Annotated in this window: 22 protein-coding genes and 1 pseudogene; 5 read left to right on the top strand and 18 right to left on the bottom strand. The window is 38.5% G+C overall.

All coding sequences use genetic code 11. The features are described from left to right. Positions 1–241 precede the first annotated feature (241 nt). Positions 242–1,555: an MATE family efflux transporter gene (locus BR50_RS01655; RefSeq protein ID WP_281247052.1), complete on the top strand. Its 1,314-nt coding sequence runs from the start codon at positions 242–244 to the stop codon at positions 1,553–1,555. Between the two features lie 244 nt (positions 1,556–1,799). Here the strand turns inward: BR50_RS01655 and BR50_RS01660 are convergent, their stop codons facing one another. The 4 genes from BR50_RS01660 to BR50_RS01675 all read right to left on the bottom strand — a co-directional run bounded on the left by BR50_RS01660 (position 1,800) and on the right by BR50_RS01675 (position 4,292). After that, a complete protein-coding gene (locus BR50_RS01660; RefSeq protein WP_034545549.1) occupies positions 1,800–2,669 on the bottom strand; it encodes a DegV family protein in 870 nt (289 codons plus the stop codon). Between the two features lie 56 nt (positions 2,670–2,725). Then, complete coding sequence (locus tag BR50_RS01665; RefSeq protein ID WP_034545552.1) at positions 2,726–3,160, bottom strand: DUF1801 domain-containing protein; 435 nt, start codon at positions 3,158–3,160, stop codon at positions 2,726–2,728. A 38-nt stretch (positions 3,161–3,198) separates the two neighbouring features. Continuing rightward, complete coding sequence (locus BR50_RS01670) at positions 3,199–3,747, bottom strand: hypothetical protein (protein ID WP_034545555.1); 549 nt, start codon at positions 3,745–3,747, stop codon at positions 3,199–3,201. Positions 3,748–3,869: 122 nt separating this feature from the next. Further along, a complete protein-coding gene (locus BR50_RS01675; RefSeq protein ID WP_034545557.1) occupies positions 3,870–4,292 on the bottom strand; it encodes a VOC family protein in 423 nt (140 codons plus the stop codon). A gap of 236 nt (positions 4,293–4,528) precedes the next feature. Between BR50_RS01675 and BR50_RS01680 the strand changes: the two genes are divergently transcribed. After that, positions 4,529–5,368 carry a glycosyltransferase family 8 protein gene (locus tag BR50_RS01680; protein ID WP_034545559.1) on the top strand — a complete coding sequence of 280 codons (840 nt, stop codon included), beginning with the start codon at positions 4,529–4,531 and terminating at the stop codon, positions 5,366–5,368. Positions 5,369–5,421: 53 nt separating this feature from the next. Here BR50_RS01680 and BR50_RS01685 read toward each other — a convergent pair whose 3' ends face one another. The 7 genes from BR50_RS01685 to BR50_RS01715 all read right to left on the bottom strand — a co-directional run bounded on the left by BR50_RS01685 (position 5,422) and on the right by BR50_RS01715 (position 12,417). Beyond that, entirely contained in the window at positions 5,422–5,703 is a 282-nt protein-coding gene (locus tag BR50_RS01685; RefSeq protein WP_034545561.1) for a DUF503 domain-containing protein, read from the bottom strand. A gap of 318 nt (positions 5,704–6,021) precedes the next feature. Further along, on the bottom strand, positions 6,022–6,741 hold the full coding sequence (locus BR50_RS01690; protein WP_034545563.1) for a pseudouridine synthase: 720 nt from the start codon (positions 6,739–6,741) through the stop codon (positions 6,022–6,024). Positions 6,742–6,784: 43 nt separating this feature from the next. Beyond that, positions 6,785–7,864: a S66 family peptidase gene (locus BR50_RS01695; RefSeq protein ID WP_034545565.1), complete on the bottom strand. Its 1,080-nt coding sequence runs from the start codon at positions 7,862–7,864 to the stop codon at positions 6,785–6,787. An 89-nt stretch (positions 7,865–7,953) separates the two neighbouring features. Continuing rightward, positions 7,954–8,244 carry a hypothetical protein gene (locus BR50_RS01700; protein ID WP_034545567.1) on the bottom strand — a complete coding sequence of 97 codons (291 nt, stop codon included), beginning with the start codon at positions 8,242–8,244 and terminating at the stop codon, positions 7,954–7,956. A 259-nt stretch (positions 8,245–8,503) separates the two neighbouring features. Continuing rightward, positions 8,504–9,124: a YdhK family protein gene (locus BR50_RS01705; protein WP_034545569.1), complete on the bottom strand. Its 621-nt coding sequence runs from the start codon at positions 9,122–9,124 to the stop codon at positions 8,504–8,506. Between the two features lie 183 nt (positions 9,125–9,307). Next, positions 9,308–10,567: a PQQ-dependent sugar dehydrogenase gene (locus tag BR50_RS01710; RefSeq protein WP_074200272.1), complete on the bottom strand. Its 1,260-nt coding sequence runs from the start codon at positions 10,565–10,567 to the stop codon at positions 9,308–9,310. A gap of 590 nt (positions 10,568–11,157) precedes the next feature. Then, complete coding sequence (locus BR50_RS01715) at positions 11,158–12,417, bottom strand: APC family permease (RefSeq protein WP_034545571.1); 1,260 nt, start codon at positions 12,415–12,417, stop codon at positions 11,158–11,160. A 360-nt stretch (positions 12,418–12,777) separates the two neighbouring features. On the opposite strand from BR50_RS01715, the pseudogene BR50_RS12525 reads away from it, so the two are divergent. Further along, positions 12,778–13,174: pseudogene (locus BR50_RS12525) on the top strand (IS30 family transposase); the annotation flags it as partial. 4 nt (positions 13,175–13,178) lie between these two features. Here the strand turns inward: BR50_RS12525 and BR50_RS01720 are convergent. After that, positions 13,179–13,403 (bottom strand): MerR family transcriptional regulator, encoded by a 225-nt coding sequence (locus tag BR50_RS01720; RefSeq protein ID WP_034545575.1) that lies wholly within the window; start codon positions 13,401–13,403, stop codon positions 13,179–13,181. 314 nt (positions 13,404–13,717) lie between these two features. Between BR50_RS01720 and BR50_RS01725 the strand changes: the two genes are divergently transcribed. Then, entirely contained in the window at positions 13,718–15,037 is a 1,320-nt protein-coding gene (locus tag BR50_RS01725; protein WP_034545577.1) for an ISL3 family transposase, read from the top strand. 108 nt (positions 15,038–15,145) lie between these two features. Here BR50_RS01725 and rlmD read toward each other — a convergent pair whose 3' ends face one another. The 5 genes from rlmD to gatC form a co-directional block, all read right to left on the bottom strand. Next, entirely contained in the window at positions 15,146–16,522 is a 1,377-nt protein-coding gene (rlmD, locus tag BR50_RS01730; protein ID WP_034545579.1) for a 23S rRNA (uracil(1939)-C(5))-methyltransferase RlmD, read from the bottom strand. A gap of 424 nt (positions 16,523–16,946) precedes the next feature. Next, positions 16,947–18,002, bottom strand: coding sequence for a diacylglycerol kinase (locus BR50_RS01735; protein ID WP_034545583.1), 1,056 nt, complete (start codon positions 18,000–18,002; stop codon positions 16,947–16,949). A 29-nt stretch (positions 18,003–18,031) separates the two neighbouring features. Next, positions 18,032–19,462, bottom strand: a complete 1,431-nt coding sequence (gene gatB, locus BR50_RS01740) for an Asp-tRNA(Asn)/Glu-tRNA(Gln) amidotransferase subunit GatB (RefSeq protein ID WP_034545586.1) — start codon at positions 19,460–19,462, stop codon at positions 18,032–18,034. Positions 19,463–19,477: 15 nt separating this feature from the next. Next, positions 19,478–20,932: an Asp-tRNA(Asn)/Glu-tRNA(Gln) amidotransferase subunit GatA gene (gene gatA / locus BR50_RS01745; RefSeq protein WP_034545589.1), complete on the bottom strand. Its 1,455-nt coding sequence runs from the start codon at positions 20,930–20,932 to the stop codon at positions 19,478–19,480. A gap of 1 nt (position 20,933) precedes the next feature. Next, on the bottom strand, positions 20,934–21,239 hold the full coding sequence (gatC, locus tag BR50_RS01750; RefSeq protein WP_034545592.1) for an Asp-tRNA(Asn)/Glu-tRNA(Gln) amidotransferase subunit GatC: 306 nt from the start codon (positions 21,237–21,239) through the stop codon (positions 20,934–20,936). A gap of 298 nt (positions 21,240–21,537) precedes the next feature. On the opposite strand from gatC, the gene BR50_RS01755 reads away from it, so the two are divergent. Further along, positions 21,538–22,191: an alpha/beta fold hydrolase gene (locus BR50_RS01755; RefSeq protein ID WP_425429670.1), complete on the top strand. Its 654-nt coding sequence runs from the start codon at positions 21,538–21,540 to the stop codon at positions 22,189–22,191. 410 nt (positions 22,192–22,601) lie between these two features. Here the strand turns inward: BR50_RS01755 and BR50_RS01760 are convergent, their stop codons facing one another. Beyond that, on the bottom strand, positions 22,602–23,027 hold the full coding sequence (locus BR50_RS01760) for a PaaI family thioesterase (RefSeq protein ID WP_034545598.1): 426 nt from the start codon (positions 23,025–23,027) through the stop codon (positions 22,602–22,604). Between the last annotated feature and the right edge of the window lie 14 nt (positions 23,028–23,041).

Consider the following 23,041-nt stretch of genomic DNA (forward strand, 5'->3'; position numbering starts at 1 on the left):
TAATGAGTATCTTTACATTAACTAGTATAGCTGATGTAATTTTTTTAACAAAATAATACGCATTATTAAATAACTGATTTTTATAAAAAATTTTTTCTGGAAATCTTGTTTTAACAGTACTTATAGGGCTCTTATCATTGACTTAAAATACTATCATTGTTATATTTTAACGAGGCTTTAAACATATTATTGAAAAAGAAGGTGCATCATTATCAAGAAAAATCGACTCGAGACCGACTCTATTCCAAAACTATTAGTCGAATTCTCGATACCGGCAATTATCGGGATGCTGGTCAATGCGATCTACAACGTTGTCGACCGGATATTTATTGGGAATGATCCGGTATTAGGTTCTCTAGGCTTAGCAGCCGTGTCCATTACATTCCCTGTAACATTGGTCTTGCTGGCATTTGCCTTAATGGTAGGTATTGGAGGATCTACACGTTTTTCCATTAGTTTAGGTAAGAAGGAAACAGAAAAAGCTAAGTTCTTTTTAGGAAACGGTGTAATGTTAGCTATTATTGCTGGACTGCTTTTTATGATATTAGGAAATATTTTTATCGAACCGATCCTGCAAGCTCTTGGTGCCAGCAGTGATGTTCTTCCATTCGCTACTGATTATCTGAGTGTCATTTTATATGGAGCTGTTTTTCAAAGTGTCGCCATGTCATTGAATAATTTTTCAAGAGCAGACGGAAATCCGCGTAATTCCATGATCAGTATGATGATCGGTGCCGGATTCAATATCATTTTTGATTACATCTTTATTATTCAAATGGGCTTGGGAATGAAAGGTGCTGCTTACGCTACGATTGGCGGTCAATTTCTGTCTATGGTCTGGCAACTTGCCTATTTCTTAGGGCCTAGAGCAAATGTCCAGTTAGCTATTCAAAATATGAAACTACGAGCAGCATACGTAAAAGATATTTTAACGACTGGAATACCAGCATTTTTACTACAAATTGCAAATAGTGTTCTAAATATCGTGATCAATGCAAGTTTAGTTATTTATGGCGGAGACATCGCCATATCAGTTGCGGGTATCATAACGAGTGCGACCACCCTTATTATCATGATGGTTGCTGGATTGATCCAGGGTCTCCAGCCGATCATCAGTTACAATACTGGAGCAGATCGACCCGATCGTGTAAAACAAGCTTTGAAAATAGCCACCGTCATTGGCGGGATCATTAGTACAACTGGTTTCTTGATCTTTCAGTTCTTCCCTGAATTTGTTATAACCTTATTTAACCAAGAACCAGCTGTTGTTTCTTTAGGGGTAGAAGCCATTCGCATATGGACCGCAGCTTTCCCGCTAGTCGGCATCCAAATCGTTTGGGCCAGCTACTTTCAAGCCGTTGGAAAAGTACGCTTGGCCAGTTTTTTAAACTTAGCTCGCCAAATCATCTTTTTGATTCCATTAATTCTGATACTGTCGCCTATTTTTGAACTCACTGGCATCTATGCAGCTGTCCCAATTGCTGAAGCATTAGCCTTTGTCGTGACATTCGTCTTTTTGAAGAGTCAGTTCAAAACTTCGCAACACCCGCTTTAATCACTAATTTATAACATCAAAAAGGAAGAGATCGAGACTTTTGTCTCAACCTCTTCTTTTTTTGTAGTTGAATAGCATGACTATCTAGTCGCCACTCATTCATGAAACGCCATTCTACCGAAGAGCAGCACCAAAAACTGGTCTCACTCTTCGCTTAAGACAAGGTGCACGAATGTGTTGAGCGACTATTTGGCGTTACTCCGTCGTGAAACGCCCTTACACCGAAGAGCGGCATTTTTTCTATCTAGTTTTGATACCATTCTGGGCGTTCGTCAAAGTAAAAGACTCCAACACCGCCAATTCCGATGTGTGTTCCTAGTACTGAACCTAATCTAAACAGTTGCGTTTGGCATTCTGGCAACTCTTCTTTTATCATGGCTTCAATTTTTCTGGCTGTTTCTTCATCATCGCCATGGCTAATGCCGATAGTTTGGTCCTTAAAGTTCTCTGCACCTTTTTTTACATCGTCGATCAATTTTTTATAAAGTTTCTTCTGTCCGCGAACGAGTTTGCTCAATTGGATAAAACCATCTTCGACCGTTAAGTAAGGTTTGATATTCAAAGCTGTCCCTACGTATCCCGTCGTTTTATTCACACGCCCGCCTTTAACAAGCCATTTCAAATCTCTTAAGGTAAATTTATAATAAACATGCTCAATGTTCCACTCCATTTGGTGAACGATCTCCTCAAATGACTTTCCTGCTTCAATCATCTTCAATGCTTGCAAAGCAATAAGTGCTGCGCCGCCAGATCCACCTCTTGAATCGACCAGGGCGATCTTTCGCTCAGGATATTTTTCTTTGTACTCTTCAATAACTTGGTGAGCAAATTGATAAGTTCCAGACATCTCTGATGAAAAAGACATGTAGATCATATCTTCATTTTCTTGGATGGATTTATCCAAGGCTTTTGTCAAAGATCCATAAGAAATTTGAGAAGTCGTTGGCACGACGCCTGAACGCATCGCTTCGTAAACAGCGTCTACTGTAATTTCTTCGCCATCCAAATACGTTTTATTATCCAAAGTTATGCTGAGCGGGATCACCTCGAAATCATACTGCTGCTCCATTTCTAAGTTCCGATCACAAGTTGTATCAATAATTAATTTTGTCAATTTATTCTCACCTTACCTACGTGTATTTACCAAATCAAACCTTCTCAACTTTGCGATCAGCCCTTTTTTGACTCAGTATAAGTTTCTTTCACAAAATTCATGCTGTCTTGCGTTAATTCTTTTAATACAGCTGGATCGATATCAGAAACTTTTTTGATATATAAACAGCCTTTCCCCATTTTATGCTTGCCAAGTCGGCTTAACTTTTCTGCTCTTTTTTCATTGTCCGGTTGAGAAAGATAAATGCTGAATTGCGCTTTTCTTGGAGAAAATCCAATTAGAGCTGCATCTCCCTCATGCCCGCTTGCGTATTTGTAGTGGTAACTCCCGAAACCAATAATATCCGTGCCCCACATCTTAGGTTCATGGCCCGTCGTTTGACTGAATAATTGGATCAATTGATGTGTATCTTGCCGTTTATTCTCGTCTTCGATTTCTTCTACAAACTTTGCGACATTTTCGGTTGTTTCTTGTGTTTTATTTTTAACCATCCCTAGATCCTCCTCTGCCAAATCCGTTCCATTAACGATTAGCGTCTCATTCCAATCAATGCAGTCGCTTCTTCCATGGTCAACGATTGAGGAAAATACTTATTCCATACCGAAACCAATTGTTTTAAATCATATGTACCATAAATTTTTCGAGCATTTTCCAACTGTCTTAAGAAAAGAGCAGGATTTTCTAGTTTTTTATTTTTATTAATAGCAGAGAGAAGTTCATTTGGAATGACAAGTGTCACTTCGTCATTCACTTGAAAAGCGAACAGGTAGCCTGATTCAATACTTGACTGAACAACGGCAAGTGTTTCAGCAGATGTTTCTAACAATACACCACTGGCTAAATCAGAAAGAACTTGTGCTGCCTTTGGATCTAATTGCGCAAAAAAATGCGTTGCCTTTTCGATGATGACTGGTTTTAACTGGTCAACAATTTCAGCTTTTTTAGCACTCTTTCGAATCGGTGTATGCTGGTTTTCAGCAATTTGAAACAACTGATTTTTCTTGTAAGCTAAAAGTCCTTTTTCTAAATCACTGTACGGTGTCCCTTTGATCAGTGGCACATTATGTATTTCTATCATTTATCTAACCTCCTATCTTTTCACTATCATTTTATTTCATTCTACCGTATTTTATCTCATTCGTAAAATCAGTAAAAAAGACATAAAAATAAGCAGCTCTTTTTATGTCTTTGGATCAGCCATTAATTTGCCATTGCACTCATATCCATGTACATGATCTCCCACAGATGTCCGTCTAGATCACTGATTCGGCGGTAATACATCATCGCTTCCTCTTCTTCACTCAATGCCGTCGTCTTGTCTTGGGCACCATGTTCGATGGCTTTATTTACGAGTTCGTCTACTTCCTCTTTTGACTCAACTTGTAAAGCAAGAATTACTTCATTTTCCTTTGAAGTATCTGCTATCTGCTGGTGGGTAAAACTAGCAAAGAATTCTTCCGTTAACAACATGACAAAAATCGACTCATTAATGACCAAACTTGCGCCCTTATTATCCGTGAACTCTTCATTAAATTCGAAACCAAGTGCTTTAAAGAATACGATTGACCGGCTCAAATCCTTTACTGGCAAATTTACATAAATTGAACTTACTTTGACCGTCATTTCCTACACCTCCTTTTCAGGCAATTTTTCTTATTCAAAATCATTATACTCGCAATCCTGCTTTTTAACTAAATAGTTGGCTTGCCTATTTTTTAGCATTTCACGGGGTTCTTTTATGATAAGGTAGGCGTTTTGTTTGATTATTTGATAGTAAAAGATTATGCTTAACTCGCCTATTACACATCAATAAGCACGACAGAATATTCACGTTCGGTGCTTAAAAGGAGATAAATCATATGAATGATTCAGATATTACAATCGTTTTAGCTGCAAATGATGGCTTTGTCCCACATTTAGCTACATTAATTTTATCGATTTTAAAAACAAAAAAAGACGAAACGAAAATAAACTTTTATGTGATCGATGACGACATTTCCTTGCTCTCTAAGGATGCTTTGAATCGAATGGTAAATGAATACAATGCTTCAATCAGTTATTTGCAAATTGATACACTCAAATTTGAAGGCATGGTAGAAAGTGATCGGATCCCTAAAACGGCCTACTTCAGAATTGCGATCCCTAATTACCTTAAGCATACGGATATCAAGCGGGCGATCTACTTAGACTGTGACATTATTGCTAAAGAGGATATTGAAACGATTTGGAACCTCGACTTGGGCGATAAATTGTTGGCAGCCGTTGAAGACGCTGGTTTCCATCAACGTCTGGATGCTATGGAAATTGAAGCTGATTCCGATATTTACTTTAATTCTGGTATGATGGTCATCGATATTGAAAAATGGCGCGCTGAAAGAATATCCGAACAAGTGTTAAAATTCGCTACTGAAAATTCAGATGAGTTGAAATTTCACGATCAAGATGCCCTAAATGCTATCTTGCATGATCGTTGGTTGATGATCCATCCGCGTTGGAATGCACAAGCTTACATCATTACCAAAGAAAAAAAACATCCGACAAAAATTGGGAACTTAGAGTACACTGAGGCTTGCAATGAACCCGCTTTGATCCACTTCAGCGGTCATGTTAAACCGTGGCATAGTGAATCAAATCACCCTTTTCGCGATGACTACTTAACTATCCGAGCAGGAACGCCCTTTCCAATGGAAGAAGCATGAAACTAAATAAGAAGGACCATAGGAAGCTAAACTCCTCTGGGCCTTCTTTTTAGTTACAGTTCTAGTCGTTCAATAGAGTGGATCTCGACTTCTCCATTATCTTCGATTTCTTGGATCACTTGATCTAAAATTTGCTGACTTAATTTGCGATCATTGCTTACTACAGCTATTCCCAGTACACCCTGGTTCAGTGTATCATGTGCTTCAACCTCAGCAATACTGACGTTGAACTTATTTTGTGTTTTTTTAATAATGCTTTTCACCACACTGCGCTTATCTTTCAAAGAATAAGCATTATAAATGAGAAACGATACTTTCATACCTAAAATAATCATATTCAATCTCCTCCAAACGCATTTTCATTCCGATATCAAGTGATACTAGTCAAACGGCAGCAGTTGTTCGAGCTCGTTCGGCTAATAGAATTGGCTGCATTAGTCAAACGGTTACCGCTATGTGAGCTCATTTGACTAATAAACTGGCTGCATTAGTCAATCTACCGCCACTATTCAGGCCCGTTTGACTAATAAACTGTTTGTTCTGATCAAATGAGAGCTAGTTTACGAGCCCATTTGACTAATAAAGCTGCCTAGCACGCTCAAACAGCGGCTAAGGCTAAATTCAAGCTCGTTTATTCGATTCCAGCAAAAAAATCATTTGAAATAAGGTTTCAATGCCGTTAGCTCATCTATATGCAATGCACGGTAGGAGCCAATTGGCAACGTTTCGTCTAGCTGCAATGGTCCCATTGAAAGACGTTTAAGATAAACGACTTTTTTCCCAACTGATAAGAACATCTTTTTCACTTGATGAAATTTACCTTCACTGATTTCCAGTAATACTCTGCTTTCAGTAGCGCTATGGCTAAGAATCGTCAACTTAGCTGGTTTGCATTTGATGCCTCCGTCAAAGACGATACCCGCTGCAAATGCTGCTCGGTCTTCGCTCGTGACTCTTTCATTGACTACAGCTTCATAACACTTCGTCACTTCTTTTTTAGGGATCAACAATTGATAGCCTAGCTGTCCGTTGTTTGTCAGCAAGAGCAGTCCTTCTGTATCTTTGTCCAGACGGCCTACCGGAAATAACCCCGGCACCCGTTGCGATGGATCAATCAAATCGATCACCGTCTGATTCGACGCGTCGGATACAGCACTGACCACGCCGGCTGGTTTATGCAGCATAAAATAGACATGCGGCTGGTAGTGGATCCGCGTACCTGAGACGGTAACTTCCTGCAAATCTGGATCCACATTAAGATTATCCACTGCTATCGTCTGGCCATTCACTTTTATTTGCTTGCTCTTTATCAACCGTTTGACCGTACGACGCGAGCCGAATCCTGTCTCAAACAATAACTTATCTAACCGCATTCGCTTGCTCCTTCATTTAATAATTATTTGTCTATCCCTGTCTTCATGACTTTTCAAAACAAGATTCCTCTAGCACAATTGTTTTTCCATCAAGATTCACTGTTGCCTTTATTCCATATGGTAAAGCACATCTTGGATAAGCATGGCCAAAATTAACATTATACAAAATTGGCACTGTACTATCTTCTATCACTTTTAAATAAATCTCTTTATACTCTTCATAGTAAACCTCATCTTGTGGTTTTCCAATTATTAATCCGTTGATTACTGAAAAAATCCCCATTTTTTTTAGCGCAATCAGTTCTTCTTTTAGTACATCGGGCGTTGGTTTCTCTTCACAGGTTTCTAAAAATAAGATTTTACCTTCCCATTCGCTTAATGAAGGAAAGAGTTGGTATTTTTCACAAATCTCTGTTTGATCTGAATACTGCCCTCCAGTTAATATGTCGTAGAAACTTTCTAAACAACCACCAAGTAACGGACCTGAAACTACTCCAGTTCCTTGCAAAACTTCATAACCATATTTTTCATCATGATACTTTCGATTTTCCCCTAAAGCCCCTTCGGAAAAATCACTGCGTTCTTCATACCATAAAGGACTCGAACGAATTTCTTGTTGCTCGTAACCTTCAAAATAGCCTTGTAGTGTCTCCTTTGTATAAGGCAATAATTCTTCAGCCAGTTCGGAGATATCTGTAATGAAACTGGGTCCATAAAAGGAAACCATGCCTAATTTGTAGAACATCAAATGATTGATCGTCGTATCAGAAAACCCTGTAAACAACTTAGGATTTTCTTTTACATTATGTATGAATTCTTCATCTTCTAGTAAATAAGGCAGTAACAGATAAGTATCGTCACCCCCAATTGCTGTTATTATTCCTTTAATCGTTGTATCTTGAAAAGCCTCTTTTAGATCCTGTGCTCTTGCCTCAGGATGATTTTCCAGATATTCAGTCCCTTTAAGTGTATTTGTCATAAATACGGGTTCTAACCCCAATTCTCTTAATCTCTTTTTGCCCAAATTAAGTTGATGCAGACATGATTCTTCACCTAATATTCCACTTGAAAGACTCACTATAGCTACTTTATCTCCAGTTTTTAATGCCTGTGGTTTTCTCATGATTTCCCTCCTGTTTTGAACAACCTATAAATGATTTTTTTAATAGATCCAATTAACATACCAAGTTATAACTTCAATAATACCGAATATCACCGAACCTTTAAGCCCTCTATATGTATAGAAGAAAAAATAGATTTACCCATCATAGATAAATGCAGCTCGTTCTTCATCAAAGGCAATGCTTTATCAAGATAAATAAAAAGGCCATTGTGTTGAATCAACATATAGTTGTTATTTTGAGGGTTTTTATATGAAATATCTACATCTTCTATACCCACGCAACAGGTGCGAGTTGCTTTAAGTGAAACAGTTATTATCGTCCGACTTTTCTTCTTCATCCATTCCTGTACTGCATCATCCACTTTAATAGATATCGCCATCTTTATATCACTTTCCTTTTTTAGAATAATCGTTATTTTATCTAATTATATCACAACTAATTTGGGCGTTAAAACACATCACTATGAGTAGGAAGAAAGGAATCTTACATTTACCAAATAAAAACACGTCTCTGGATCCGTTAAGGTACTATATTTGTTTTATCTCACAAGTAAAAAGCTCTAGCTAATAAAATATCAGTCAGAGCTTTTGGGACTAGAACAGTCTTAAATAATTGTGCAGATAATCTTTAACTATCCTCTATTCTGGTGATAATTCATCTTCTGTAACCCATTTATGATTTTTGACCATTTCCCCACCATCTGTTGGTTGAAAATCCAGCATATAAACGGTTGTCTCTTCAGCAGAATCTATGGTGGCAGTCACACCTTCCATACCTTCCATGTGGCTTGCCTCTAGAGTCACTTCTGTTCCTTCACTCAAAGGTTCTTCTTGATTGCGCGCCTCTGGTATTTCTTCTTTCAAGACCCATTTATGGTTTTCTACTATGGAATCTCCGTCCGTTGGTTTGTAAGTCACTTCATAAGCAACTGTATCAAATGCACCTACGACTGTTCCGGTAGCACCTTCCATACCTTCCATGTGATTGGTTTGGATAGTCACCTTATCTCCAACTGAATAAGTTGGGTTTTCTGCCTCTTGCAAGCCTTCTGGTATCTCCCCTTCATCATCATGCATCATGTCGTCCATATCATTATACATATCTTCTGATTCACTAATCATTTGAGAATCGGAGCTATTTTCAGATGACAACTGATTTTCACTTTCTTGAGGTGATTCACTTTCTTGAGGTGAGCAAGCCGCTAGCAAAACTAAAGAGGATAAGGTTATTACCCCGCTAATGATTCTCTTCTTATTCATAATCTACCTAACTTCCTTTCTTCTCTTATTCACATCCGTTTACATTTGTAAACTCACATTTATAGTCTAACTTTTTTATACAGAAACATCAAATGATACACCTTTTTAGAAAGGATCTACTCAAACCAATTTTATTTTTTGAAAAAGTATGAATTATTCAGGTCAAAAAGTTTTATCATTTACTTATTCTTGTTCGGTCAGTTTATACAATTTGCCATTAAAGTCTACTATGATCAGTTCGCCTTGTTCATCCACACCAAAAGACGAGATCATCAATTCGGTATCCGCTAATTCGACATTTTCTACTTGCTGGTCTTCGTCGAGCCACAAGCCCCAAATCTTCCCAGTAATAAAGTCGCCATAAAGATAGACGCCGTCTAAACTTGGATTTTCTTCACCATAATAGGTATAGCCACCCGTTATGGACTGGCCTAAAGAATGGTCATATTCCCAAATAGGTGCCTCGAGTTCAGTCATATCGGCTTCATCTGAGGCTCGATGCTCTAGCGTCCCTTCCATGATATTCCACCCGTAGTTGCCGCCTTTTTCGATCAAATTGATTTCTTCCATCGCATTCTGTCCCACATCAGCTGCAATAAGCAAATCACGTTTTTCATCAAAATTAAATTTCCATGGATTCCTGAGACCATAGGCAAAGATTTCTTCGACATATCCCGTTGTGTTGTCGCTATAAGGATTGTCATCAGGAATGCCGTAATTTTTATCTCCATCAGCCGCGTTAATATCGATCCTTAACAATTTACCATAGATTTTAGTCAGGTCTTGTGCATTCCTTTGCGGATCACCGCCTGATCCTCCATCACCGGTCGCGATGTACAAATAACCATCTGGACCAAATGCAAGATGGCCCCCATTATGATTCGCATACGGCTGAGGAAATTCCAGCAAAATCACTTCACTCGTTAGATCTACCTCAGCTACATTCGTCGGATCTGTTGTGAACCGTGAGATTACTGTCGTTTCCTTCGTTGTGTAGTTGACATAAAAGTAGCCGTTTTCTTCAAATTCCGGATCAAAAGCTAATCCCAGTAAGCCTTTTTCTTGCCCGTTAAAATCGATTTTTGTGCTTAGATCAACAACTACCTTGGCTTCAGTTGCTTCCTCTTCATTTTCAAAAACTTTGATTTTACCAGTTCGCTCAACGACAAAAACCTGATTTGTGCCATCATCGGCGGTCGTATAATGCAACGGTTGATCAAAAGTAAGATTCGGGTATGCTTCAACTAGTTCATGATCAAGGGGCTCGAAAGATTTTGTTTCAGTTGTTTGGCTGCTTTGTTTGCTGGAATCGGAGGACTCTTCGGTTGAGGTGGTTTCGGATGAGCTTGTTTCAGATGAAGTAACTTTACTAGTTTCTTCTGCTGGAGCACAAGCACCTAAAAGGACGACGGCACTTAACAAATAAACGCTCAAGTATTTCATACTAAGCAACTCCTTTCAATTTTAAAGCAAGGTGCATAATTTTCTTCAGTTTACCAAGCTTATCCTTCTATCTGCAACTAACAAGTCTTAGGAAAAGCATCCAATTTTCCTTTCACGAATGAGTGGCATCTTTTTTAGGCTTTACTTCTACGTGAAACCACTTTTGACGAATGAGTGACAACTTTTTTCGTCGCCACTCATTCGTCTAAAGCTGCTTCACGAAACAGTGATGCAGCTTTTCTACTCTACTTCGTCGTGTAAGGCACTTTCACGAAGGAGTGGCTCCCCACAATCTAACCCGTCGATTCCAGAAGCAATTTTTTAATCATCTATACCAAAAGTCACATAGCCAAAAAAAAAGCAACCCATTCAATTAATGGGTTGCTTCTATTTTCTCTATGACTAGTCGCGGACTAATAAGGTAACACTTTCCACGTAGGCTATCACATTAGTCTTATGCAATTCAACAAATTGAACGAGGTAATTTTTATTTAGTACCCTTGCTGAAGAACCCTAGTGACATTACTTCAATACTGCTTTTCAATCGGCACCGCTTAAAATATCCCCGTAGATATGATTCAGGATCATGTTTAACCATTTATTTTCTTCATAAGATAAGGTCTGCCAATCAGAACTAGAAGTATTAATGATACCATGACAATCAGTGGTATTGGATTGCTTTTTAACTGTTCATAAGACGAAAGAACTATCGCAATTAAACAAGCAATAGCACCTAAAAAAGATAGTACTCTGTATTTGATTTTTTGTAAAAATCCAATATAATTGACTATGCCGAAAGTGACTAAGAAAATAAGACTAGCAGCACTTACGAGTACATCTAATGATCCAAGAGTCGCTAATATTGCAGCCAGTGCCGCAATAATGAGGATGGCATAAAAAGGTATATTAGCTTGATTTTCTTTTACAAACAATTGTGGTAGATCTTTCTTTTTAGCAACGGTTTCCATTAACCTTCCCGTAGAAAACAATGTCGCATTAATGGCTGAAGCAGTTGAAAATGTAGCAGCAATGGTAACTAGAATCAATCCGGCAATTCCAAAAGCTTGTTTTCCTGCAATTGCTAAGGCAACTTCTTTTTCTTGAATCAATGTTTCAGCACCAACCAACATTGTGGCACCCAATGCAACTAATATATATATCCCAATAACGGCAATAACGGCTGAAATAGTTGCTCTGGGTAATGTCTTTTCAGGCTCTTTAATATCTTCATAATCGTATGACAGAAGTTGAAATCCTTCATATGCCATAAATATGGTTGCTGCTCCAACAATTGCATTACTCGCACTTTTCATTTCGATTCCAGAAGTAAGTTGTTCTGGATTCCAATCTAATATTCCAAATATTGAAAGCCCTAGTAAAATAAATAATTTTCCCCATACTGTTATTATTTCAACTCGTGATAAATCACCGACACCCCTTAAATTTACCAATGCCAGTACAGCGATAATAGAGAATGCAAGTATCCTTGGAAACCAACTGCCCAAATCAAAAATATAACTAACATAATGACCAAACGTAAATGCATAAACAGACATGGTTAAAATATACCCCAAAATGAGTAACCATGATAAACTGCCAGCTATACCTTCATGATCAATTTCATTTAAAAAAGTAAATGCCCCGCCGCTCTTCTTGTACTTAATCGATAATTGGCTATAGCTATGCGCTGATATAAGGGCTGTAAATCCAGCTAATACAAAGCTTAACCAAGCCCATTGACCAGCTATACCTATAATGACACCCAATACTGAAAATATCCCACCACCTACCATACCACCCACAGCCATCGACCAAGTGGCATTAAAACTCATTTTTTTATCTTTAGCCATTTTTATTCATCTCCATCATGTTGAATTTACTAGATTTTTAACATATTAACCATTGACATCAAGACTACCATCTCCATATGTATTGCGAGTTCAAAAGTAATATATTTATATTATTTACACATATAGTATTTTTTAGTGGTTAGATGAATTGTTCCCTCTAAATTGTCATTTAAATATTGCTTTTTACTTTGACTTAATTAAAGCTACTATTAAAATCGCCGATTGTAAATTTAGGCTAGACAAATTAAAAAGCCATTCGTGGTAAACTCAACATGCAATTCCGACAAAAGAATACATAGGAGTGATCATGAATGACCTTCACCCACCTTACCACTGATGAGCTAGTGATGCTAGAATTTTATTACCTTGAAACCCAATGGACGAAAGGCCAGTGACATTGAAATAGCTATGGATCAATCGTTTTAAGTTATTCCAAGAAACTTATTCCACCTCCATCACGTTTGATTGTGGAAAGGAATTTTCTAACTGGAAATCATTAAACAATCGACATGATGTTGCCATCTATTTCGCGGATCCTGGAACACCTTCACCACGCTCTTTGAACGAAAATTCTAATGGTTTGCTTCGAAAAGATGGATTGCCAAAAGAAATAGACTTTAATCAAGTCGACCAATCCTTTGTTTCATCCGTTCCAGACAAGAGAAATCATATTCCAAGAAAACCATTGAAGTATCAGACACAATTGGTAGTATTCTTGGGTTACATGGATGAAGATATTTTGTCTAACTTAATTTGACAAATCAGAGTTGTATAAGATATTTCTTTTGACTCTCATTTAACACAGTACCCTCCATGCACTTATTTTTTCTGTCGATTATCTTCAGTTTTTTTGAATCTTTAGGAATCGCACATACCCCAGCTAAGCGTACAACTCCTTCAATTTTACCTTGACGACATAGAAATTGAATCCTTCTTTTAGTTATGCCCCACTTTTCAGCAGCTTCTTTAGTTGTGATGTAATTCATACACTCACCTTCTTGCTTCAAGTTACGATACTAATTTAACTACAATCGTAGAAACGAATAATATCAATGAAGATCCGGAAATTATTGATGCTGCTTCCAGACATGTGAGAACAACTAACCATTTATTTCGCTTCCCCTTAAAATATACCTAAAATCCAGCAATTTTCTCGCTCTCTAAAATCAAAAAAAGGCTGTATAATTTTTGGTGTGGATGAAGAAATTCATTCGCACCTATTTTTTTATAAAAAAATAGAAACAAATGAATTTTCCAGTTAGAATAAAGTCACGACAACCCACTAGAAAGGAAAATTCATATGTCTCATAATAATTGTATCCGAACTGCACTTGATTTAAAAGATAAAAATATCTTTTTTGATGAAAAATTTTGCGAGGAGAAACGAATCAAAGGGTTCAGATCAAAAGTTTTCTATGCCACTTTAACGTACAAACCCACTCACTGTGAGTGTTGTGGGATGAAGAACCACGCCTACTCTATTGTAAAGAATGGGTATTTAACCTCTAGGGTTAAATGGGTCAGTTCGACTCATTATGCAACGTCTATTCGATTAAAGAAGCAGCGGTTTCTTTGTAGAGCATGCGGTGTTACCTTTGTTGCACGTTCTCCTGAAATTGAAGAAGGTTGCTTCATCGCTAAACGGGTCAAACAGTCTATCGCGGTTGAATTAGCCGACACTATTTCTATAAAAGACCTGTCTAAACGGCATTTTGTTTCTCCTACCACTGTAGACAGAGTCTTGAAACAACTCAATCAGTCTGTTAAAAATACCTTCAAATCCTTGCCGCAACACCTCTCTTTCGATGAATTTCAATCCGTTAAAAACGTCGAAGGAAAAATGAGCTTTATTTATTCGAATGCAGACACACATGAACCAATCGATATCTTGCCAACTCGGCTGCTACTAGCTTTACGCCGTCACTTTCTTCGCTATCCCTATAAGACGAGGATGAACGTAAAAACGATTGTCGTAGACATGAACGCGGCCTACTTTACATTAGTTAAAGATCTCTTTCCTAATGCTAAAGTGATCATTGACCGTTTCCATATCGTTCAGTTGATATCACGCTCGTTGAATCAAACCAGAGTTCAAACAATGAAACAATTCCATACCTCTAATTCAGAAGATTTAAAGAATTACAGAAAATTTAAAAGGTACTGGCAACTCCTGTTAAAGGATTCAGACGACTTAAATTTTAAGGATTACCGCTATCAACGACTCTTTAAAAAACCTTTACCGAATACAGAAATCATCGACTACCTACTTACGCTCGACGAGACTCTTAAAGCGACGTATGATTTGTATCAAAATCTTCTTTATTATTCTAAAAAAAATGACTATAAAGGGTTTAAAGACCTTGTACTTAAGGCTTCTCCTAAAGAGTTATCTCCTTTTATGCAGACTGCCCTTAAAACCCTGCGTAAACACTTGCCTAGGATAAAACATACTTTTATGTATCCCTATTCTAACGGTGCTTTAGAAGGGTCAATCAATAAAATAAAAGTCATCAAACGGGTTGCTTATGGTTATCGGAATTTTCAGAACTTTAGATGTCGTATTTTGATTAGTTTTAAAGCAAAAAAAAGCAGCGTGAGAGAATCTTCTCGCGCTGCTTAAACAAGACGTTATTTCCAACTAAATTTAGCTCATCCACACCATTTGACGTAGAGCCCAAAAAAAACCCTGAAAACACCGCAATCACGGCATTCTCAAGGGTTCATAGATTTAATTTCTAGTCAATAAAGTAACACTTTCCACGTGTGTTGTTTGAGGGAAAAGATCTACTGGTTGAACTTTCTTAACCGTATATCCGCCTTCAGTTAACAATGCTAAGTCACGAGATAACGTAGCTGGGTTACAGCTTACGTAAATCATTTTAGTAGGTTTCATTGCAATAACGGCATCTGTAAATTCTTTTTCAAGTCCTTTACGAGGAGGGTCAACAACTAATAAATCAGCTGTACGGCCTTCTTCAGCCCAGGCAACCATAACTTCTTCAGCAGCGCCTGCTTCAAATGTTACGTTATCAATGTTGTTCAATTCAGCATTTGCTTTAGCGTTTTCGACTGCTGGTTCGATTACTTCGATACCATAAACGTGTTTAGCATTTTTAGCTAATGTCAACGTGATCGTTCCGATCCCACTGTATGCATCAATAACGGTTTCTTCGCCTGTTAATTCAGCAAAGTCTAAAACAGTTTGATACAATTTTTCAGTTTGAAGCGGATTAACTTGATAGAATGAGCGATGAGAGATTTCAAATGTGTTGCCTAACAATGTGTCTTTAAATTTGTCTTCACCATATAAAACAATTGAGTCTTCACCTAAAATAACGTTCGTGTGTTTAGGATTGACATTTTGCACAATGCTGACAACTTCTGGAATAGCTTCAAGAATATCTGGAATGATTTTACTTGTTGGGAATAATTTAGCTGTTCTTGTCACTAAAACAATCATGATTTCCCCAGTGTAATACCCACGGCGAACGATGATGTGACGCAAGTTCCCAATGTTTTCATTTTCATTATACGGTTTAACGCCGTAAACACGCATAATATCGCGGACCGCAATGATTGCTTCGTCGATTTTAGGATCTTGAATGTAGAAGTTTTCCATTGGGATCACTTCATGACTGTTTTTACGGAAAAAGCCAGTCGTTAATTTGTCATCGATTTTACGTACCGGAATTTGAGCTTTGTTACGGTATCCTGATGGATTAGCCATTCCAATCGTATCGTATACGGGTACATCTGGTAATTTTGCGATACGTTGCAAGCTATTGATAACTTGTTGTTTTTTAAAGTCTAATTGTGCTGGGTATCTCATGTGTTGCAAAGGCGTGATGCCTACGCGTGTGTAATTTTCATCTTGGATCACGACACGGTCTTCACTTGAGTTCAAACGGTTCATAACTTTTGCATAACCAAAAGATTTCCCAGTTTTGTGGATCTTGACTTCTACTTGTTCGCCTGGTAAGGCATTTTCAATAAAGAGCGAATAGCCTTTGATTCTTGCTACTCCAAAACCCTCATGTGTTAAATCTTCAATTTTAACGGTGTGTTTTTCATTTTTTTGTACTGGTACTACTTTATCTGCTTTCATAAAAAAGCTCCCTTCGATGACCTTATTTCATGTCTATTGTTTATCCGATTGTGTTTATTCTAGAACGTGTTCCAAAAAGAAGAGGCCATTTCGCTGCACAAATCAAGCTCGCTAGTCTATGACCAGATTGCGTGATCCCATCAACTCATGCGGTTCTATACTCTTTTTGTCACACTCCCTTTGTCAGTTAGTACGCCAGATATTTGATACTTTCTATCATCCACTTAACTGGGAGTGTTCCTGACTCGACCGGCTAAACGGGATGGGATTAAAAATACGTTGTTATCTAATGATTCTAATCTACACTATTCGTGATGACCTTTTTGGTTAACTGAAATTATTTCTTCCAATTCTCAAAAATATGAAAATGGAGTACTGACTCGTAATTATACAAGAAAACTTGTCTTAATTCAAAGTTTTTTCATTATTTCTCATAAGCTTCTTTTGTTGAAGAGTGAATTTCGCCATCTCCGTTGATATCGCTGTTAGTCAAGCCTTCAACTTCCTTGATAAAGGCATCTTCTAACACTTCAGAGGTTTCATCTTTATGGTCAACAGCTTTTTGAAGATCGTCTGTAGAGGCAATGATTTCAATGTGTTGATGTAAGTTTGTGAATACCACCGGTGCGTTACCGCCATATTCGCCATCCAAGTTGATCATCATTTTTGATTCATTGCCTGGACGCGCGATAATTTTACTTGTTTTCTTATATAAAATATTTGGATTGGTAATGTGCCTTCCGCCATTTAAGACTTGTGCCACTAAACGCAACACATCAGGCAAGTTAGATGTTTTCACGATGATCAGTGTGAATTTGCCATCATCTAATAACGCATCTGGAGCGATTTGTTCGAAACCACCAATTGAATTGGTAAGAGCCACTAAAAACATCGTTGCTTCGCCTTCAAAGGTCCCATCATCGTATTCGATGTGCATAGGGATCGGTTTGATCCGCGGCAATATTTCGGCCCCTTTAACAAAGTAAGCTAAATAACCAAAAATCGTTTTCAGTTGTGATGGAACATCGTAGGTTAATTCTGTCATCATCCCACCGCCGCCAATATTGATGAAATAAGACAAGTCTTTCCCCATAATGGCTTCTCCAACATCCATAAAGAACGATTGTTTTTTATGGATGATTTTTGCTGCTTCTACTAAGTTATTTCGCGGAATGTGTAAAGCTCTAGCGTAATCATTCGTTGTTCCAGCAGGGATGATAGCCAGTTTTGGTCTTTTTTTCAAACCGGCCATCCCATTTACGACTTCATTGATCGTGCCATCTCCGCCCGCTGCTACAATCAAATCAAAGCCTGCTCTTGCTGCTCTTTCAGCTTCGTTTTGTGCAGATTTGGGTTCAGGTGTTGTCGCATAAGCACTTGTTTCGTATCCTGCTTCTTCGTAAACTTGAAAGATCTCGACTAGATGTTTTTTTACTATTTCACGACCCGAAGTAGGATTAAAGATTACTCTTGCTCGCATAAAACTTCTCCTTTGCTTTCACTCCGATATCAGCGTTTGCTTAATTCATCATTTAATAGTTTATTTACAACTCCTGGATTAGCTTGTCCCTTTGTCGCTTTCATAATTTGCCCGACTAAGAAGCCAACTGCACGGTCTTTTCCATTTTTAAAGTCTTCGATCGATTGTGCATTTTTATCTAATATCTCATTGATGATCGGCAATAATTTTGCTGGATCGCTTAGTTGGATCCACCCATTTGCTTCAACGACTTCTTGCGCGTCTCCGCCAGTTATGATCAATTCGCGGAATACTTTTTTAGCTATTTTAGAACTGATCGTTCCATCGGCGATCAAATTGATCATACCAGCTAAGTTTCCAGTTGTTAATTTGGTTTCATGCAGCTCTAATTTTTCACTGTTCAAGTACGCTGAAACTTCACCCATTAACCAGTTTGAAGCTTGTTTTGCATCTGCTCCGTTTGCTAAAGTACCTTCAAAGAAATCAGACATTTCTTTTGTCGCTGTTAAGACCATTGCATCGTATTCTGGCAGATCCAGCTCACTGATGTAGCGAATGCGACGATCTTTTGGCATTTCTGGGATCGTTGCTTTTACACGTTCGACCCATTTTTCATCAATGACGATATTTGGCAGATCAGGTTCTGGAAAATAACGGTAATCGCTTGATCCTTCTTTGACACGCATCAAAACAGTATCGCCCGTTGCTTCATCGTAACGTCTTGTTTCTTGTTGAATGACTCCGCCAGACAACAGGATCATTTCTTGACGTTTTTCTTCAAAAGCTAGACCACGGCGGACAAAGTTAAAGGAATTCAAGTTTTTCAATTCCGTTTTAGTCCCAAATTGTTCTTGCCCGATTGGACGGATAGAGATATTGGCATCACAACGCATTGAGCCTTCTTCCATTTTTACATCACTTACGCCTGTGTACTGGATGATTTGCTTGATGGCTTCTAAATACGCATACGCTTCTTCTGGCGAGCGCATATCAGCTTCAGATACGATCTCGACTAGTGGTGTTCCTTGACGGTTTAAATCGACATATGAATAGCCATCTGTTCCATGGATATTTTTCCCAGCATCTTCTTCTAAATGCAAACGTTCGATGCGGATCTTCTTTTTCTTGCCTTCTACTTCGATCTCGATCCAGCCATTATAGCCAATTGGTTGGTCAAATTGTGAGATTTGATACGCCTTTGGATTGTCTGGGTAAAAATAGTTTTTTCGATCGAATTTGGTATCTTCTGCGATCTCACAATTCAAGGCTAAAGCCGCTTTCATGCCAAACTCGATTGCCCCTTTATTGATAACGGGTAGAACACCTGGGTATCCCCAGTCAATGACATTTGTATTTGTGTTCGGTTCTGCACCAAAATGAGCTGGAGCAGGTGAGAACATTTTTGAGTCGGTTTTTAATTCTACGTGGACTTCTAGTCCGATTACTGTTTCAAAGTTCATATCGATTCTCTCCTCCTACACATTTGGTTTTTCTTTATGAAATTCAGTAGCTTGTTCAAAAGCATAAGCTGCTTGATAAATCGTTTGTTCGTCGAAATGGTTTCCAATCAATTGCAGACCGACTGGTAGCTCATTTGAAAAACCACATGGGATAGAGATAGCTGGTACACCTGCTAAATTAACCGGTACAGTCAAGATATCGCTTAGGTACATTGCGATTGGATCATCGATTTGTTCACCGATGCCAAATGCAGTCGTTGGTGTTGTTGGCCCTAAGATCAAATCAAATTCTTTGAATACTTTGTCGAAGTCTAGTCTGATCAATGTTCTTGTTTGGCCAGCTTTTTTAAAGTGAGCATCATAAAAACCTGAACTCAACGAGAATGTCCCAAGCATGATCCGGCGTTTCACTTCCATACCAAAGCCTTCTGTACGTGATTTTATGAAAACTTCATCAAGCGTTTTTGCTTCTGTTGAACGGTAACCATAACGGACCCCGTCAAAGCGTTGTAAGTTTGAAGAAGCTTCAGATGAAGCAATGATATAGTAAGCCGGCACACCAAATTTTGAGTGTGGCAAGCTGACTTCCTCAACGATAGCCCCTAATGATTTGAATGTATCGATTGCTTTAAGAACAGCTTCTTTCACGCCTGGTTCTAAGCCTTTCTCATTCAAATATTCTGTTGGGACACCGATTTTCATTCCCTTAACACCTGCTTCAATACCAGCAGTGAAATCTGGAACGTCGCCTTCATAACTCATAGAGTCATTCGCATCATGTCCGCTGATAGCATTTAAAACTAAAGCATTATCTTTAACGGTGCGTGTCAATGGTCCAATTTGGTCTAAGCTTGATCCAAAAGCAATCAAACCGAAACGCGATACGCGGCCATAAGTCGGTTTCATACCAACGATTCCGTTAAAAGCTGCCGGTTGACGGATCGATCCGCCCGTGTCCGTGCCTAAAGATACTGGGATTTGACCGGCTGCCACTGCTGCTGCAGATCCACCTGAAGAACCACCAGGAACTTTATCCAGATTCCATGGGTTGTGTGTTTTATGATAATAAGACGTTTCAGTACTTCCGCCCATAGCAAATTCATCCATGTTTAGTTTCCCAACAGTGATCATGTTTGCTTCTTTTAATTTTTTCGTAACTGTTGCATCATAAACAGGAACAAAGTCTTCTAATATTTTACTAGCCGCTGTTGTACGCGTGCCATTTGTTATGATGTTATCTTTGATCCCAATCGGTATACCTGACAGAATATTCGTTGGGTCAATACCTGCTGCATCAATTTCACGCGCTTGTTCAAGAGCTTCTGCTTCAGTCAATGTAATAAAAGCGCCAATTTTTTCTTCTGTCTCGTTGATGCGAGCAAATACGGCTTTTACTACTTCTTGAGCCGTTACTTCTTTTTTGACAAGCAAATCATGCAACTCTTCTATTGTGTAGTTTGTTATATTCATACTATGCTCCTGCCTCCCCGTTGTCCATTATTGCAGGAACTTTGATAAAGCCATCTTTTTCTGTTTTTACATTTGTAAACAGCAATGCACGATCTGTTCCTGGAACTGCTTTGTCCTCGCGCATAACGTTGTATGTACGCAAGCCGTGGATCATTACCGGTACATTTTCAGTATCTAATTCTTCTAATTGTTCCACCATGTGGATGATCGCATCCATTTGTTCTGTGAAATGAGCAATGCCTTCATCACTAATTTCTAGTTTTGCTAATTTGGCGACGTGTTTTACGTCCTCTTCAGTAATAGCCATCAGTTTGTTCACTCGCTTTCTTGGATAAATTATCTTAGTTCAAACTCCCTTACTATGATACCATAAACCACTTATATGCAGTATCTTAATTCTATCTTAAATTTGCTTTTGCTTGTCTTGAGATTTTTCGCTCATCAAAAAACACTGCTAAATCTGTTAATTCTTTCACTTAGTGACCCCTTTTTGATATGATAGTATTGAGGTGGAAAAAGTGAAAATAATCATTCGAAAAAGAACATTAGGAACCATACCGTTACTAGAGGTGGTATCGAGCGAGCAGCGCAATGTTCTGCTGCCATTGATAATTTATTACCATGGCTGGCAGTCATCGAAAGAACTGAATTTGACTCAGGCTCGTTATCTAGCACAAAAAGGATTTCGGGTATTATTACCTGATGCCATGAATCATGGCGAGCGCAAGCAACCTGTTTCAAGAATTCCTGCTTTAACCTTTTGGCAAAGCATTCAAACAAATCTGTTCGAATTTTCGTTTATCATCGATCATTTTCAAAAAATCGGGCTCGTTGGTGACGTGATTGGAGTCGGCGGAACGTCTATGGGCGGGATCACGACCTGCGCTTTGATGACCCATCATCCGGAAATCAAAGCAGCAGCCTGCTTGATGGGTTCACCCAAATTAGTAGCTTATCAAGAACGCCTTGTGCAATATGCCCGCAAATCAAACCGTTACTTACCTCAGGTGCAGGATGAACTGTTGAATTGGATCCCAAATTATGATTTGTCGCTGCATCCAGAAACATTGGACGGCCGGTCACTATTCATTTGGCATGGGAAACAAGACGAAGTTGTCCCTTATCAAGACGTTGCTGATTTTGCAGAAGAACACAAAGAACTGCCGAATATTTTCTTCACCGACGAAAATGAAGGTCATTTGGTAAAAACAATTACAATGCGACAAGTAACAGCCTTTTTTGTGAACGAAGTGCTGTAAAAAAGGGCTTGACGAAGTCTGATGAAGGAGTAACACTCAAAAATGGCGCCACTCATTCGTCAAACTACCCAGCTCGTAGCAGTTAAGTTCAAAAATGACGCTACTCATTCATGAAACTACCCAGCTCGTAGCAGTTAAGTTCAAAAACGACGCTACTCATTCATGAAACTACCCAGCTCGTAGCAGTTCAGGCCAAAAAAGACGCCACTCATTCGTGAAACCACCGTTGACGAAGGAGTAGCTCAAAATAATTCTTATTTTTTCGTCAAATCAGGTTTTACCTAAAATTTTTGGTAACTGTTTTAGCTGCTCCACTACCACTAGAAATTGTAAATCAAAAAGAAGGAGCTAGAACAGTTTAACTGTCCCAGCTCCTTCTTTATTTTCGAATAAATATATAACTCGCGGATTCATCCTTTGAACATGGCATCTTCTATTTTAACGGGGATCCAGGTACCAATTGCTTTAGCAATCAGTTTCCCAGTTTCTTTGTCTGTTACGGAACATTCAACGATGATCAATTGTTTTCCTGGTTTGATCACTTCAGCTGTGGCGATGACCTCATCTGCAACAGCTGGACGAAGAAAATGCATCGTTAATTCTGAAGTCACGACTTGGTAATTTTCAGGTACCATAGTAACAGCAGCTGCTCCCCCCGCCGAATCTGCCAATGACGTGATGACTCCTCCATGGAAGTAGCCTAGATGTTGCGTCAACCAATCTTCTTTCTTCAAAGAGAGGACGGCTTTACCTGATTCTATCTTTTCCAACTTCCCACCAAGTGCGGTTAAAAAGGATTGCTTTTCATTTTTTCGTTCTTCATAAAATTGATTCATAAAAGCACTCCTCC

Source organism: Carnobacterium alterfunditum DSM 5972, assembly GCF_000744115.1.
Taxonomy (GTDB): Bacteria; Bacillota; Bacilli; order Lactobacillales; family Carnobacteriaceae; genus Carnobacterium_B; species Carnobacterium_B alterfunditum.

What these genes read in the sequence shown, in the direction of transcription:
- BR50_RS01695 (WP_034545565.1), bottom strand. Translation starts at nt 7,864, where the DNA reads ATGAGAAAACCACAGGCATTAAAAACTGGAGATAAAGTAGCTATAGTG.
- BR50_RS01720 (WP_034545575.1), bottom strand. Translation starts at nt 13,403, where the DNA reads ATGAATTACATCACAACTAAAGAAGCTGCTGAAAAGTGGGGCATAACT.
- BR50_RS01690 (WP_034545563.1), bottom strand. Translation starts at nt 6,741, where the DNA reads ATGCGGTTAGATAAGTTATTGTTTGAGACAGGATTCGGCTCGCGTCGT.
- BR50_RS01725 (WP_034545577.1), top strand. Translation starts at nt 13,718, where the DNA reads ATGTCTCATAATAATTGTATCCGAACTGCACTTGATTTAAAAGATAAA.
- BR50_RS01715 (WP_034545571.1), bottom strand. Translation starts at nt 12,417, where the DNA reads ATGGCTAAAGATAAAAAAATGAGTTTTAATGCCACTTGGTCGATGGCT.
- BR50_RS01710 (WP_074200272.1), bottom strand. Translation starts at nt 10,567, where the DNA reads ATGAAATACTTGAGCGTTTATTTGTTAAGTGCCGTCGTCCTTTTAGGT.
- gatB (WP_034545586.1), bottom strand. Translation starts at nt 19,462, where the DNA reads ATGAACTTTGAAACAGTAATCGGACTAGAAGTCCACGTAGAATTAAAA.
- BR50_RS01705 (WP_034545569.1), bottom strand. Translation starts at nt 9,124, where the DNA reads ATGAATAAGAAGAGAATCATTAGCGGGGTAATAACCTTATCCTCTTTA.
- rlmD (WP_034545579.1), bottom strand. Translation starts at nt 16,522, where the DNA reads ATGAAAGCAGATAAAGTAGTACCAGTACAAAAAAATGAAAAACACACC.
- BR50_RS01680 (WP_034545559.1), top strand. Translation starts at nt 4,529, where the DNA reads ATGAATGATTCAGATATTACAATCGTTTTAGCTGCAAATGATGGCTTT.
- gatC (WP_034545592.1), bottom strand. Translation starts at nt 21,239, where the DNA reads ATGGCTATTACTGAAGAGGACGTAAAACACGTCGCCAAATTAGCAAAA.
- BR50_RS01735 (WP_034545583.1), bottom strand. Translation starts at nt 18,002, where the DNA reads ATGCGAGCAAGAGTAATCTTTAATCCTACTTCGGGTCGTGAAATAGTA.
- BR50_RS01665 (WP_034545552.1), bottom strand. Translation starts at nt 3,160, where the DNA reads ATGGTTAAAAATAAAACACAAGAAACAACCGAAAATGTCGCAAAGTTT.
- BR50_RS01685 (WP_034545561.1), bottom strand. Translation starts at nt 5,703, where the DNA reads ATGATTATTTTAGGTATGAAAGTATCGTTTCTCATTTATAATGCTTAT.
- gatA (WP_034545589.1), bottom strand. Translation starts at nt 20,932, where the DNA reads ATGAATATAACAAACTACACAATAGAAGAGTTGCATGATTTGCTTGTC.
- BR50_RS01670 (WP_034545555.1), bottom strand. Translation starts at nt 3,747, where the DNA reads ATGATAGAAATACATAATGTGCCACTGATCAAAGGGACACCGTACAGT.
- BR50_RS01760 (WP_034545598.1), bottom strand. Translation starts at nt 23,027, where the DNA reads ATGAATCAATTTTATGAAGAACGAAAAAATGAAAAGCAATCCTTTTTA.
- BR50_RS01700 (WP_034545567.1), bottom strand. Translation starts at nt 8,244, where the DNA reads ATGGCGATATCTATTAAAGTGGATGATGCAGTACAGGAATGGATGAAG.
- BR50_RS01675 (WP_034545557.1), bottom strand. Translation starts at nt 4,292, where the DNA reads ATGACGGTCAAAGTAAGTTCAATTTATGTAAATTTGCCAGTAAAGGAT.